Origin of the sequence: Bacillus sp. MYb78 (genome assembly GCF_002975115.1) — a bacterium.
GTDB lineage: Bacteria > Bacillota > Bacilli > Bacillales > Bacillaceae_G > Bacillus_A > Bacillus_A cereus.
Genome location: NZ_PCOB01000017.1, coordinates 107,288 through 121,208, shown reverse-complemented (window position 1 = coordinate 121,208; position 13,921 = coordinate 107,288). Strand labels below are relative to the sequence as shown.

Genomic DNA, 13,921 nt, shown 5'->3' with positions numbered 1-13,921 from the left:
ACCTTTGACAACTTTAAACTTTGTTATTTCTCAGTTGACATACTACCGCAGGTCTCTCTATTCCAAAGCCCGCAGCCTAGTCCTAATGCATACAAGTGGGATAACTTTTGATAAGATTTCAATATGTTTCACCTTCAATTTAACTGTATTGTGGGATTACATTCATTTTGGAAATAATCACACTTAGTAATAAATACAATAAGCTGCCCAAACGGACAGCTTATTTGCATTAAAAACGCTACACATAAACTTTTGCTTTTTTCGACGAATAAGCCACCAAACTAAAGATAGCAGTACTAGAGGGAACGGAATTACCTGAATAAAGAAAAATACTTTCCAAAAATCGTGCATCGTACTACCAGGGGAATCTGTTGCCATCCCGCCAATAAAAAAAGACAATGGAATGACAAGTATATTTATACCTAAACTAATCATTAGAAATGATAGATTCTCCTTCCAGGTTATTGGTAATGCAGCCACGATAAATAAAACCAATGCAGTACCCAGTATAAGAAACAGTGCTCCAAAAAAAAATACAAAGTATAAAATACCATTGATTAAAGGTTCCACAATAGCCCTCCTAAGGATTCATCCTATAGAAACACTCATGTTATTTAGAAAGTCAGGATGCTAAACCTCTTAGTTCTCTTTCAATTTCTTCATCGCTATAGTCTTCTTGTCTTCTACCATTTTATCAGCTTAGAATACTTTATCTACATGCTTATATTCTGGACTGCGTTAGGACATATGTTTCTATTGTACAACCCGCTAGCAAGAAACTCACACTTAGCTCTGCTAATACGATACCTTTAAAGGCTCTGTTCATATTCATTTGCCCCTTTTATCTTTTCGTATTTTTTCTCCATCCATAGACAGTCCATTATGAACGTTTTCATTATAAGTATTGTCTGCTGTTACTGCTTTACTTTCCTTACTATCTGTTTCGGCCCTGATTCTTCTCGTTTACCGTTTCAGTATTACGCTTCAATTCGCATTATCATTACATAAAAAGGACATACCTATTCATATATACCCCTTTATTATTTTATAAAAATCATACAAAAATTAACAATTAATCATTTACTCAACAATAGATAATATGGATAAAGAAAAAATACTAGAGAATATCACAGTGTAGTAGTCTCCTAGTATCTTTTTATAGTATTTTAACGGCTATGCAAATGAGGAGGGATAAAAAAAGACCTCTTACGGAAAGATAAGAGGTCATCAAGAAGATAAAAATGTTGTATTTGAAACACGCGAGTTTCTAATTCACATCATAACACAATATATCCATATATTCAATATATACATTAAATTGAGGGATGTATGTTCAAAAAAACACACGGAATATTAATTTGGAACAGTATGTTTTATTCTTTTAACCTATTTCTTCTACAATGCCGTGATTGTAACAATGAATGGTCTCCTCTATATACTGATGAGCAATTGTAGCAAGTTTTTCTAAATTCTCTTCCGTTACCTCATGAGTAAACAGAACAAAATTACTGTCGGATTCGGAGTTTGTTGAAATGGAACCATCGATCCGTTATGAAATGTTGAGCTTGCATCTCCTAGATTCCATGTAAATATTCGCTAATTCCAATCCCCTTTCGTGTCTATTTTATGTTTAATATAGTCTCGTACCGTATAAACGGGAAATGTTGTTAATTTGAAAAGAGAGCGGAATAAAATTTCTTTATCGCCTCTGTTCTTTCTTCTGTATGATAGAAAAAACGGAGAAAGATGGAATTTTATCTATCCTCATCACTTGTTAGAAAATTCTAATTTGATTAAATTAAAAGAAAATGATATATTGATTTTAGAATAATAATCCAATTAATGGATGACAACCTGATACCTGTAAGTGGACTATGACAATGTCAGATAAACGGGAGGAATTTAATATGAAAAAATTATGTTCATTTGCTTTAATCAGTGCCTTAACCTTTTCGGGTTTTATCGTTTTAGACAGTACGCTACCTGATAAAGCGCGCGCTGAAGTAAATACGATTAAGCAAGCTTCAGCTGTTGTGGATGATTGGCCATGGCAGACGTATTTCTTATTGCATCACAACGTGGACTATCTACAAGAATTAGCCCCTGGTACGTTAAAACAAGGTGATACGTTTGATACGACGGTATATATAGGCGGAAAAGATGTAGGTGTTGTAAAGATTTATCGATTGAACGGAGAAGGTAAATTGCAACGCTACAAAACCATTTCTGCAGGTGAGGCTGGACACCACTACTATTCTAGGTTCAAAACACCAATTACAACGGTTTACACACCAGGTACATATGTGGCAGTACTAAAAGTAGATAATTCATATTATTATGGTGGCTCCTTCCAAATTACAAAGTAAAACATATAGGTATATTTGTCTGAAACGCACTGGGTTACGGTGCGTTTTTGTTATCTAACGAATAAATGATCATGCGGGAAGTCAAAGCATATTATCGAAACGGAGCTGAATGTGACGAAAATTGTAACAGTTAATGCGGATGCAACAGTCCATGTTGGTATTTTAAAAGGGATGACAGGATGTGTTACTAGTTATGATGCGGATACTGGGATGGCCGAAATCTAATTGGATCCATTTACAACGGTTATAATTAGGTCTGTATTTCTAACGCAATAAGATTTGTATAGGACTCTTTAGAAAATTAATATTTGATTTTTATAGTGACTCAATACATTATATGATTAAAACTGAGTTACATATTTTAAAATCATCAACAGGAGAATCTGCAAATTTACGGGTTCTTATTTAAAACATAATGCCAGAAAAGCTGAGGTGAATAAAGTGCAAATTTTAAAACCTTTAAAACGTGACGTATACATTTTTCTTCCATTGTCTATTTATTTTTCCTCCATTTTTATTTCATTCTATATTATAGAGAATACATTCAACTTGCTAAGTTTTTTACCAGCACTTGGAACCCTGTATGTCTGGGTAACTAGTGTGATAGACATTAAAAATAAAAACTACAAAATAAAAAAGCATCTGAACTAGATGCTTTGCTCTTAATGTTATAGAATATTGACGCCCATGACCATACAGCTACCAAAAACAATACATACCAAACCTAAAAATATTAAAAAATCTGGCAGATCAAAATGTTCGAGTAACGCGCCTATTAATAATAAAAAGGGATATACTAGAATTTCAATCCAGGTTACGCCCCCTGCTTTCTTTATTTCTCGGTAAGATACAACGCTGACAAGTAAAACGCCTACTACAATTAACCCTATCCCTAACATCATCCATTCATCCTTTTGAAAATTTAGTATTTCACTTTCATATACTGCTCTTTTACGAGCACCAATAATTCCCTCAATTTCTTCTCTACAGGATGTTCTTGATTTTCAGATACTTCTCTCCCGTATGATGAAAAGCTTTGTGAGCAAGCACTAGTTGTAACTTCCAATTTCGCGTATGAGAATGTATGCTCATTTTCTTTACCAATGTTTTCAGTAGTGCTTCCATTTGAACCAACGCGTATACAGCTTTCATCAAGTTTGGTGCGCTTATCTTCCTTGTTAACCGTGTAATACGTGTCATTGACTTCCCCATATTTCATATCGGCTGTAGATGTAACTGCGGTCCCGTCTGCAGAAAAAGTGACGACACGAAATCCATCTTCTTCTGGCAACAACTCAGCTCCTGGAACATTATATAGTACCAATAGGTCTCCTTCGTATGCTTCTGGAATGAGATAAATGGTATCTGTAGTGTCTTGTCCGAATCGGATACAACCGCTTAAAAGAATCATAATAAAGATCCCACAATACATTATAACTTTTCTCATAGAGTCTCTCCCGTTATGTGTAAGAATGGTATAGTATGTATTATATAATGCAATATATTTCCTTGGATAGAATAAGTTTCTAGTTTGAAGACGATTTTACTATTGTTATATAAAATATTTATGTCAGTGGATGATTAGCACGAAGAGAAATGGAGTGAATTGATGAGCAGACGTTTTGCATTAACATATGAAAATAAGATTTTGAGAAAGATAATGATTACCGTAAGCATTATCTTTCTCGTTTTCATTGCAACAGGGTGTGATTCTGTCCAAAATGAGGCAAAGGATGTAACGGACATTCCGCTTAACAGCAAACTAGATTCCCTTATTTCAGAAAGTATCATTGCCTGGAATCAAGACAAATTAAATCATACAGAAAAACAATTTGAGACGCATGTAATCTATGGAACTGAGATGAAGGATGAAAAAATGTATGTCTACCTCCATTCCCTCATGCAAGGATATAACCGCGAAACACAGACAGTTCCTCAAGCAGGACATTTACTTCCAGTCCGTGTGACAGTCACAAAAAATGGGGATGATTACATCATTGAAGATTACCGTGAACCAGGAGATGGTGCTGAAAATGAACCTACTTTGCGCAACATGTTCCCGAATAAGTATGCGGATCAAGCACTTGCTATATCAAATAAAATAATACAATCATTAGAATCTCGTATGCAAGAATCCGTTTCTAAGTGGCTGGAACAAACAAATAATGAGAGACAAAAAAGATAACAAATATACTATTTATAATTGAATACAAAACAAAAAAGGAGAGAAATAATCTCTCCTTTTTCTACTTTATACCTAGCATTATTTGTTATATCCACCAAGTTGCTGTTCTGCCATAGCAACGAGACGTTTTGTGATTTCTCCACCTACAGAGCCGTTCGCTCTTGCAGTTGAATCCGCACCTAATTGTACGCCGAATTCTTGTGCAATTTCATATTTCATTTGATCCAGTGCGCTTTCTGCACCTGCAACCACTAAAGAGTTGTTACGATTGTTTGCCATCACATATCACCTCCTGTACGTTTAATATGCTACGAAACAAAGAAAATATTATTAGTAAATAAATCCATTTATAACGTGTACTTTTCAACCATTTTACTTTCCCATTACAATTTCAGCATAATAACAGTACAAGTTTTCTTTATTTGCATGAGTTTACAGAATGTGAAATATGATTATGAAGAGTTTTATTTTACAAAAAAATTTATCGATGTAGTTGTATTGCAAGTTCTTCTAAAATATTGACAGATAATATGCCGTGTGTTAAATTCAAAACGTTTAAATATTAAGGAGATGAGTGACAGATGTCAGTTAATAAGATAGAAGAATATTGGTATATGTACGCTAAAGAAAATGAGTTAAACATGAGTGTTCCAGATGCATGGATGTTTGGAGATGGTTCCAAAGAAATGGGAGATGAATTAGGAAGTTTAGTAGTTAAAGGAATCAAAACAGGAACATGCGCTGCACATTGTGTTTATGAGCTTGAAGGGGAAGAAATTCAAAAAGTTGGTCAGTACGATATTGTATTGGATGGAGACAATAATCCATTAGCAATTATAAAATATACAAAGATCGATTTACTAAAAATGAATGAAGTAACAAGTAATTTTGCAAGATCTGAGGGTGAAGGCGATTTAAGCTATGATTATTGGTATAGTGAGCACGTTAAATTTTTCACTTGGGAATTAAGTCGGTATGGACTTACTTTTACTCCAGACTTAATGCTCGTTTGTCAAACGTTTAAAGTAATGGATGTTTATAAAAATTAAACATGAATGAAAATCAAACATGTTTATTTTATATTATGTTTTTAAGCATTTCGTCATGTAAAAAAACAAAATCCCCTTAATACAGGGGTTTTGTAATCTATACTGTTCATAATCCTTAGTAAACCGCTGATACTTTTTGGATAGTTCATACTCAATTTTATCGTACGCCATTGTACCTGCTAATTCTTTACGTGTCTATTCTTCAATATATCAAAATAATATAATCAATTCCATCATCTTAACGCCTCGCTATTTGGTTCAAAACTAGAGCCATTCGTGGATAAAGCAGAACAACTTTCCCCTTCTTATGCCATACTTATCCTTTATTGTTCCTTTATACCTTTAGTAATTGTGTATCGGTAAGGCTTATCGCCTTCTCATACAACTTTGGATGAAGTGAATAGCTGAAAATAAAAGGAACTCTCAGAATAAAGTTTTTAATCAAGTGCGTTCCTTTTATTACTTACTATTTAGCCTACGTACATATTACATAGTGTATTTTTTTATCCAATAAATTGGATTAAAACCTGGTTAAACTTTTCCCGCTCTTCCCAGAATGTGCCGTGACCACTGAATTGAAAAGGTACAAGTTGTGCATTTCCCAATAATTTTTGCGTCTCTTCTCCCTTAGTAAATGGAACAATTTTATCGTGAATACCGTGAATAATTAGCGTCTGTACATTTATTTTACCAAGATCGCTATACACATTTTCATCTCTCAATGTTCTCATAATCGCAGCTGTCGACCAACTAGCCGCTTCCAATCCTAACTGTAGAAACCATTCGAAAAATGGTCCAGTGATTTTCTGAAAGAAAAATTGATCTGTTACACCCTGCAACATATTAGGGCGATCGTTCAGTGTGTCTGTAATGAACTTATTCGCAATCCCTTTTTCCACACTAGTTGGAGATGCAGCACCAATTAGGACTAATTTGGATACTCCAAATCCTTGATAACGAGCCATATAACGAATTGAAATTGCACCACCTGTGGAGTGTCCTGCTAGTGTGACATCTTTAAGCTGTAACGCTTTAATTACTACTGCTATATCATCTGCCAATCTATCAAAATTGTATCCACTGTATGGTTTGTCTGAATTGCCGTACCCCCTCCAATCAATGCCTATACATCGATATCCCATTGCTGGAAGTACATTGTACTGATATTCGAATTGCTTATGGTTTAATGGCCACCCATGTATAAAAAGTATTGTTTTCTTACCTTTCGGATTTATATCTTCTACAAAAATTCTTACATCAGATTCAACAGGTATTAAGTATCCCATGCAGACTCCCCCATGTAATAAAGATTGCCTCTACAATAAGATATTCAGCTTAAGTGAATCTATGCTGTTTCAAGTCTACTCTAAATTGCCCTAAGGAACAGTTCGACTACAAATAATGATTCATGAAATTCGCGTTACATATACAATCGCAACGGTTGTGTTAGATAGAGAGCCTACTTTCAATTCCTTCATTTGTAAATAAGGTGTTGGAAGCTTTCTACGTACTAAATTTAAGTTTACATCTAAATCTTCAACAAACGCGATTTGTGGACCCACGATATTGTATTCAATTTCAGCTTTTGTAATATCTCTTTTTTCTTTCTTTGCCACATTGATTAACAAGCCATTTAATTTATCTGTATCGAACTGAATAAGTATATAGCCGTTTAAAATACTATCCTGAATATCTTCCATTTGATTTGTTATTTTTGAATTTTCAAAGGGTAAGACAGACCGAATATCTTGTAATGAATCGAAGCTCTTCTCTTTTATATAAGTTAAAACCTCTTCATGAAATATATTTACATCGATCAAGGTTCTAAAATATGAAATGACTATAGAGGATTTGTTTGAAGCGATCTCCAACGTTATAAAATCTTTAGATTTTTTTAGTAATTGCATTAATTCCTGCAAAGATTTTATAGAGTGAACAGGTACTTTTTCATGTGGTTTCAATTGATAATACCCTTCCTTTCAAAAAGAACCTATATATAGTTTTTAGAAATTTCTATTTTAAAAATGAGGGATATTTATATGTCAATATGCTCATTAAAAATAATACCTTTTTAACTAACTTAACCAAAATTAGTTAAAAAATGTATTACAAGTAAAAATTTGAAATGTCCCCAAGAAAAATTACAATATTAAAAACATCCTTTCTTTTGGTTCTAAAGAAAGGATGTTTTTATAACAGGCTTTTTCAAGTGTCTATTCTATAGGGTACATTTACCAGTGTTCTTCTCTTTATTATTTCATTAAGTAACATTGGCATTACATTCTGTATGGTTTCTTAAAAAATTTCAGTAAGAGAATATCTTAATTTTGAAGTGTACAAATAGGGAGAGTGACTTCAACTGTAGTCCCCTTATTCATTTCACTCTTAATAAATATCTTTCCCTGATGTGTTTCAATGATTTTATAACAGATCATTAATCCTAAGCCAATCCCCTCTTCTTTAATACTATAAAAAGGTTCTCCGAGGTATGGTATACGTTCTTTTGGAATCCCACACCCTTGATCGATAAAACGAATGCTTACTTGATTATTATCAAGTATATTTATTTGAATCAGAATTTCCCCTCCCATCGGCATAGATTCAATTGCATTTTTTAATATATTAACAAATACTTGTTTTAATTGATTTCCTTCACATGAAATCAATGGAATACCAGGGTTAAGATCGATTCTAAATTTTATATTATGCATCATTGATTGAGGTTGTAGTAGCATTAAAACTTGATCCATTAGCACACTAATGTTATTAGGTTGCATTTTTACTACCTGTGGTTTGGCTACCGCCATAAATTCAGTTGTTATGCTCTCTATACGCTCAATCTCTGATGATACTATATTAATATAACCCTGATTATTCTCATTTTCCGTTGATTTTAGTAATTGCATGAACCCTTTCATTGCAGTTAATGGATTATTAATCTCATGAGCCATTACAGTCGCTAATTGTCCTACAACAGCAAGTTTTTCAGATTTTCGTAATAATTCTTCTGTTTTTAGCCGTTCAGTGATATCACGAGAAATACTTAGAAAAACTTTTTTACCATTTAAGTTAAAAACACGAACACTAAACTCAGTTGTTATTACTTTTCCTGTTGGAAAAACATATTCATCTTGCAAAGTGAAGGAAGTTTGTCCCTTTTTAATTTTTTCTAATAACCTTACGGTTATTTTAGAATCTTGTGGTACTATATTTGAAAATGATAATGAGAGCAACTCTTCTCTACTATATCCAAATCTTCTACACCCAACAGGGTTTACCTCAATAAATCGACTTGGAGCATTATCTTCATTCAGCTCTACTACATATACCGCATCAGTTGCTTGTTCGATTAGTGCACGGTACTTCATTTCACTATCTCTTAATTGCTGGTGTAATCGATGCCGTTCTCTTTCTGCTTGTTTTCTTTCAGAGATGTCTCTACATATTGCTGATAAAGCTATCACATTTCCTCTTACATCTAGTATAGGAGAAACTGTCAGACTGATATCAAGAAGACTCCCATCACTCCGTTGTCTAACAGTTTCTAATCTAGTAACCACCGATTCTCCTGTTAGAATTTTCTGAATATTTTTAAGTGATTCTTCCATTAAAAAATCTGGTACACAAGGTAATCTCTTACCTATGATTTCTTGTGATGACCACCCAAATATCTTTTCATAAGCTTTATTGGCTTGTAAAATATGCCCTTCTCGATCAGAAATGGTAATAGCATCTAGATTGTGCTTTATAAATGATTCCAATAATTCTTTGGTAGCGCTTAATTCTGATTCTACCTTTTTCCTTTCGGTTATATCAACTGTAGAACCAACAACTTCAATAACTTGTCCATTTCGTTTAATCGGCCTAAGCGCAATAAGAATAATAGTTTTATCATTTGGCCAAGGTAATTCAAATATAATTTCTTTTCCTTCCCATGCCTGAAGATAGTACTTCATCAATTGTGGAACTAAATGCGGAGGAACAATAGAAGCATCAATAGTACGTAAGCTTTTTCCTACCACCTGTTCAGAATAAAATCCGTTTTGATAATAAAACTGTCCATCACATAAAGTGTGTATAAAGTGCTTATCCACTTTTTTAAATTTAAAAATTCCTCCTTGAAGCTCATGTACGGTATCTGCAAGTTCTTGCTTCGATTTTTTTAATTCTCGATTCATTTTAGATAAGTCCTGTGTTAAATAATACAATCTCTGGTAGGCTTCCATAAGAAATAGCCCAATTAAAAGTCCTAACGCTATATATAATAGGCCTCCTGTGTAAAGTAATGTAGTATTAAATAATACGCCAACTAACCACTTTATTCCAATAAAAACAGAAAAATATAACGATGCACTTTTAAAAGGATGTAGTTTTTTAAAATAAGTTTTAAAAGTAGAAAATAGAATCCCCATACCTAAATAAGCAATCACAGGAGGTTCCCAATACCCTCCAGTGTAAAAGATACGCATTACAATTATGCTAATTAACGTAATCCAACCAGCAATACGACCAAAGTAAATAAAAGATAGAATAAGAGGAACAACTCGAAGATCGTAGGAAAATCCCATGTATGGAAAAGAAAAGAACATTAACGTAACTGCAATAATCCCTCCATAGAGCTTTTCGAAATATCGACTAGAATTAATTGTAAACACTTGAATAAATATTGCTGCGCTAACTAATAAAGAAAAAATAGAAAGGTTGATGAAATAATCTTTAATAATCATGTAATGTCCCTCCTTGCATTAAGTGTATTCGACAAAAAAACTAAAAATCCTACAAATAGTATAAACAGTTCAAATGCATAAAATTTAAACTAGGATAAAATCTAGAAAAGAAAATAAGGCGAACAGCAGATAAGATATTTTAATGAAAAATAGTTTAAAAAAGATAATAGCAACCGTTAAATACTATTATCTTTTTTCTTTAAGTTATCGTAATATGTCTGATACTTTAAGGGACGTGGTATGTCATTTCATCGAACAATGATTATATGCCGAGTCATAAATATAGAAATTTCAGCCGTAATTTTTAAAAAATAACACAAAAAACAAAACTATCTTTGAAAATGGAAAAAACCTATATAAATGTCAACTAATCTATGTACAAAAACGTTCACTTAATTTTGCATAAAATTACTCCACTTAGGAAGCGAAGTAGTTCTTCAAGGTCGATAAGAACACCTGTAGATGCTTCAGGATAACTACATAATTGTATGGGTAATGTACTTGAAACCTTTCGGTAAAACCATACACATAATACAACTAACTCCTTGGTTCAATATTTACTTTTTCGCTGAACAAATTCTTTTTCTTGAGCAAAATATTCTAGGATATAAGGAGATTTTTCGATTAACTTGGTGTCTAGTTTATTCTCCAGCTCCAATTACTTCGTTACTTTCAGATTCAGTTCATTATATTTTGTACTTTGTCTTTATACACAACATATTCTTTACCATCCACTACTGCTACTACCGCAAATTCATCATTTGGATTGAATGAAAGCCAATCAGCCCACATGTTAGTATTAGCCCCTCCACTCCACATATTATGAACAGTGTTTTTCGTTAAATTCATAACTTTATAAGACGCATTTGGCGCATTTGTTCCAGTCTTTATTTCAAAAGTGTATGCGTTATGAATTTTTTTATAAAAGTAGAAAACGTTTGATGGACGAAGCTGATTCAAAAAATCCTGTTCTTTTTTCTCTGCAATTTTTATCCCTTCTTGCAAAGTGACAACATCTGTTTTTAATGTTTTCCAACTGTTTTTCGCTGCATTCAAGCTAGGGGTTAAGAATTTATATTTATTTTGATCAGCTTTTTGATCAGCTTTATCAATATGTCCCAGTACACCCGAATATTGAGAATCTAAATCCTCCCATTGCGTAGACATATAAGTAAGAGCAGTGATAGCACTATCAAGCATACTATGCATATCACTAATATTATGAAATGCAACTCCAACTACACGATTCAATGTTATTTTATAATCTACAGTCTGACGCAATTTTGCTAATTCAGGTTCTAGCCAACCTAACTTACCTCTTGCATCACCTATCATTATGCCACCAGCAATCAAGGTTGGAATAAAGGGGATTTTCACCATGTCTAACCCCTTAGATTCTATGTCTTTCTGATATTTTACTTGTCCTAAAAGGTCCTCTAGACGCTTTTGGTCCGCCTCCACATCAGCACCTTGGTTTTTTAAAATCGATTGCAATGTCTCTTTATGACTTCCAAATGTTCTAACATCTTCTCCAATAGCATTTTTTAATTGAATTAATTCTTCTATTAATGCTTTTGCAGACTTTTGATTTTGTTGAATTCCTCCCTGTAGATCTTTAATCCCTTTTTTTAAAGTATCTCCATTTCCAGTATTGATCGCCTCTACTAATGTTTCATAATGATTTTCAAATTTTGTATCGTATTCTATAATGCCTGTCAATGTATCAAAAAGTTGTTTTTTTACTTGTGTATTCCATGTAACAGCATGTGCTCTTGCATTCTTTTGATCTTGTACAATTTTACTAGGTAAATCTGCATTTCCATTAATAGTTATTCCTTCAAAACTCACATCTGGATTATGAATTAGCAAATAAGAATATTCATTCATAGCTTTTGCAAATAAACCAGCATCTTGCAAAGCTTTTTTCATCTGTTCTTCATTTGCTGAAAGAGATATATTTTCATTGTTCGTTTGTTCAATTTCAATCGCAAAAGTTTCTAGTGGTATGACTGCATAAGTAGTTGTTATAGTTAAAAACGCTGATACAGCGAGTAGTTTATTAGGGATTTTTTTCATCATTTCGTATTCCTCCTATATAAGGTATGGTTTCAAGTTCTAATCTTATTAAAAAGCGATGTCTTTCAAAATGAGTTCTACATCTTTTATCAGTATCGTTTGAACTTTCTTTAGCAGCCTTCAAATCATTAAGTATTAAAGAAAATGTATATAATCTGCTTCAAATTAACCGATTCTGTTGCAAATTTTAAAAAAGCAATTAAACTACAAGGTTATTTTTTATTCGAATCATACTTATATATAATTGAAAGGCGAAGTCTTTAATGAGACTCCGCCTTTCTGTTATATAAGGATTTATTAATTATTACTTTTCTGTTTAACAGTGTAATCATAGACTTTCTATGTTTTAGTTCACTTTACGCAGAATTAATATTTCCCTATTTTTGTGGAGTAACAGTTTCCACTTTTAATTCCTTTATTCCTTCTTTTAATGTAACAGCATCTGTTCGTAATGTTTTCCAACTGTCTTTCGCTGCATTTAAATTAGGTTTTAAGAATTTAAATTTATTTTGATCGGCTTTTTGAGCTGCATTCTCAATATGCCCTAGAACGCCCGAATATTGAGAATCTAAATCATGCCACTGCGTGGACATATAAGTAAGAGCGTTAATAGCATCATCAAGCGCCTTGTGCATTTCATTAATATTACTGTAAGCAACTCCAACTACACGATTTAAGGTTACTTTATAATCCACGGTCTGACGTAATTCTGCTAATAAAGGCTCTAACTTACCTAAATTCTCCCTTGCTACTCCCACTATAATACCGCCAATTATTGGTAGACCCAAAATAGCACCCTTCATTACATTAAACCCATCAGATTCTAATTGTTTATAATAGTTTACTGATCCTAATACTTCTTCTAGACGCTTTTGATCGGCATCAACATCTGCACCTTGATTTTTTAAAATTGACTGCAAGAGCTCTTTATTACCTCCAAAAGCTCTAACATCATGTCCAATAGAGTCTCTTAATTTAGTTAATTCTTCTATTAGTTGTTGTGCATACTTTTGATTTTGTTGAATTTCACCTCGCAAATCTGTAATCCCTTCTTTTAAAGTTTCTCCATCCCCTGTATTAATCGCTTCTACCATTGTTTCATAATAATTGTCAAATGTTGTATCGTATTCAACAATACCATTCAATGTATCTAAAAGCTGTTTTTTTACTTTCGTATCCCAAGTAACAGCATGTGCCCTTGCATTCTTTTGATCTTGTACGATTCTACCAGGTAAATCTACATATCCATTAATGGTAATTCCCTCAAAATTCACATCAGGATTCTTAATTAACATATAAGAATAGGCATTCATAGATTTTGCAAATAATCCAGCCTTTTGCAAAGTCTCTTTCATTCTCGCTTCATTTGCAGAAAGAGCCGTATCTCCATTGTTCGTTTGTTCAATTTCACTTGCAAAAGTTGTTACTGGTGAAACTACATTAGCAGTTGTAATAGTTAATAGCGTCGATACAGCTAGTAATTTATAAGGGATTTTTTTTATCATTTCATTTTCCTCC

The 13,921-nt window shown here is 33.0% G+C and carries 11 protein-coding genes and 3 pseudogenes; 3 read left to right on the top strand and 11 right to left on the bottom strand.

Annotated features, from left to right (window positions below):
• Positions 1-53 precede the first annotated feature (53 nt).
• Together CQ064_RS25045 and CQ064_RS25040 are read right to left on the bottom strand one after the other, a co-directional pair.
• Positions 54-122: pseudogene (locus tag CQ064_RS25045) on the bottom strand (protein kinase); the annotation flags it as partial.
• Positions 123-183: 61 nt separating this feature from the next.
• Positions 184-570 carry a hypothetical protein gene (locus CQ064_RS25040; RefSeq protein WP_000433529.1) on the bottom strand — a complete coding sequence of 129 codons (387 nt, stop codon included), beginning with the start codon at positions 568-570 and terminating at the stop codon, positions 184-186.
• Positions 571-1,907: 1,337 nt separating this feature from the next.
• On the opposite strand from CQ064_RS25040, the gene CQ064_RS25030 reads away from it, so the two are divergent.
• Complete coding sequence (locus CQ064_RS25030; RefSeq protein WP_000732060.1) at positions 1,908-2,366, top strand: DUF5065 family protein; 459 nt, start codon at positions 1,908-1,910, stop codon at positions 2,364-2,366.
• A gap of 668 nt (positions 2,367-3,034) precedes the next feature.
• Here the strand turns inward: CQ064_RS25030 and CQ064_RS25020 are convergent.
• Together CQ064_RS25020 and CQ064_RS25015 are read right to left on the bottom strand one after the other, a co-directional pair.
• Positions 3,035-3,268, bottom strand: coding sequence for a hypothetical protein (locus CQ064_RS25020; protein WP_002094019.1), 234 nt, complete (start codon positions 3,266-3,268; stop codon positions 3,035-3,037).
• Between the two features lie 20 nt (positions 3,269-3,288).
• Complete coding sequence (locus CQ064_RS25015) at positions 3,289-3,813, bottom strand: DUF6843 domain-containing protein (RefSeq protein WP_001233340.1); 525 nt, start codon at positions 3,811-3,813, stop codon at positions 3,289-3,291.
• Between the two features lie 162 nt (positions 3,814-3,975).
• On the opposite strand from CQ064_RS25015, the gene CQ064_RS25010 reads away from it, so the two are divergent.
• Positions 3,976-4,551: a hypothetical protein gene (locus CQ064_RS25010; protein ID WP_000091043.1), complete on the top strand. Its 576-nt coding sequence runs from the start codon at positions 3,976-3,978 to the stop codon at positions 4,549-4,551.
• Positions 4,552-4,629: 78 nt separating this feature from the next.
• On the opposite strand, the gene CQ064_RS25005 is transcribed toward CQ064_RS25010, so the two are convergent.
• Entirely contained in the window at positions 4,630-4,830 is a 201-nt protein-coding gene (locus tag CQ064_RS25005) for an alpha/beta-type small acid-soluble spore protein (protein ID WP_000002881.1), read from the bottom strand.
• 302 nt (positions 4,831-5,132) lie between these two features.
• Here CQ064_RS25005 and CQ064_RS25000 point away from each other — a divergent pair, with 302 nt between their 5' ends.
• Positions 5,133-5,600, top strand: a complete 468-nt coding sequence (locus CQ064_RS25000; protein ID WP_000115718.1) for an ASCH domain-containing protein — start codon at positions 5,133-5,135, stop codon at positions 5,598-5,600.
• 503 nt (positions 5,601-6,103) lie between these two features.
• On the opposite strand, the gene CQ064_RS24990 is transcribed toward CQ064_RS25000, so the two are convergent.
• From CQ064_RS24990 to hblA, 6 genes and pseudogenes are all read right to left on the bottom strand, one after another.
• Entirely contained in the window at positions 6,104-6,886 is a 783-nt protein-coding gene (locus CQ064_RS24990; RefSeq protein WP_000540875.1) for an alpha/beta fold hydrolase, read from the bottom strand.
• Positions 6,887-7,012: 126 nt separating this feature from the next.
• A pseudogene (locus CQ064_RS24985) lies at positions 7,013-7,561 on the bottom strand (spore germination protein); the annotation flags it as partial.
• A gap of 360 nt (positions 7,562-7,921) precedes the next feature.
• Entirely contained in the window at positions 7,922-10,327 is a 2,406-nt protein-coding gene (locus CQ064_RS24980; RefSeq protein ID WP_000584296.1) for a PAS domain S-box protein, read from the bottom strand.
• A gap of 430 nt (positions 10,328-10,757) precedes the next feature.
• A pseudogene (locus CQ064_RS34525) lies at positions 10,758-10,985 on the bottom strand (hypothetical protein); the annotation flags it as partial.
• Positions 10,986-11,005: 20 nt separating this feature from the next.
• Complete coding sequence (hblB, locus tag CQ064_RS24975) at positions 11,006-12,406, bottom strand: hemolysin BL regulatory component HblB (RefSeq protein ID WP_000976158.1); 1,401 nt, start codon at positions 12,404-12,406, stop codon at positions 11,006-11,008.
• 374 nt (positions 12,407-12,780) lie between these two features.
• Positions 12,781-13,908, bottom strand: a complete 1,128-nt coding sequence (gene hblA, locus CQ064_RS24970) for a hemolysin BL binding component B (RefSeq protein ID WP_000591971.1) — start codon at positions 13,906-13,908, stop codon at positions 12,781-12,783.
• Between the last annotated feature and the right edge of the window lie 13 nt (positions 13,909-13,921).

Bases quoted from the DNA above. Each gene is read 5' to 3' on its own strand.
- hblA (WP_000591971.1), bottom strand. From the start codon at position 13,908: ATGATAAAAAAAATCCCTTATAAATTACTAGCTGTATCGACGCTATTA.
- CQ064_RS24990 (WP_000540875.1), bottom strand. From the start codon at position 6,886: ATGGGATACTTAATACCTGTTGAATCTGATGTAAGAATTTTTGTAGAA.
- CQ064_RS25000 (WP_000115718.1), top strand. From the start codon at position 5,133: ATGTCAGTTAATAAGATAGAAGAATATTGGTATATGTACGCTAAAGAA.
- CQ064_RS25010 (WP_000091043.1), top strand. From the start codon at position 3,976: ATGAGCAGACGTTTTGCATTAACATATGAAAATAAGATTTTGAGAAAG.
- CQ064_RS24980 (WP_000584296.1), bottom strand. From the start codon at position 10,327: ATGATTATTAAAGATTATTTCATCAACCTTTCTATTTTTTCTTTATTA.
- CQ064_RS25015 (WP_001233340.1), bottom strand. From the start codon at position 3,813: ATGAGAAAAGTTATAATGTATTGTGGGATCTTTATTATGATTCTTTTA.
- CQ064_RS25030 (WP_000732060.1), top strand. From the start codon at position 1,908: ATGAAAAAATTATGTTCATTTGCTTTAATCAGTGCCTTAACCTTTTCG.
- CQ064_RS25005 (WP_000002881.1), bottom strand. From the start codon at position 4,830: ATGGCAAACAATCGTAACAACTCTTTAGTGGTTGCAGGTGCAGAAAGC.
- hblB (WP_000976158.1), bottom strand. From the start codon at position 12,406: ATGATGAAAAAAATCCCTAATAAACTACTCGCTGTATCAGCGTTTTTA.
- CQ064_RS25020 (WP_002094019.1), bottom strand. From the start codon at position 3,268: ATGATGTTAGGGATAGGGTTAATTGTAGTAGGCGTTTTACTTGTCAGC.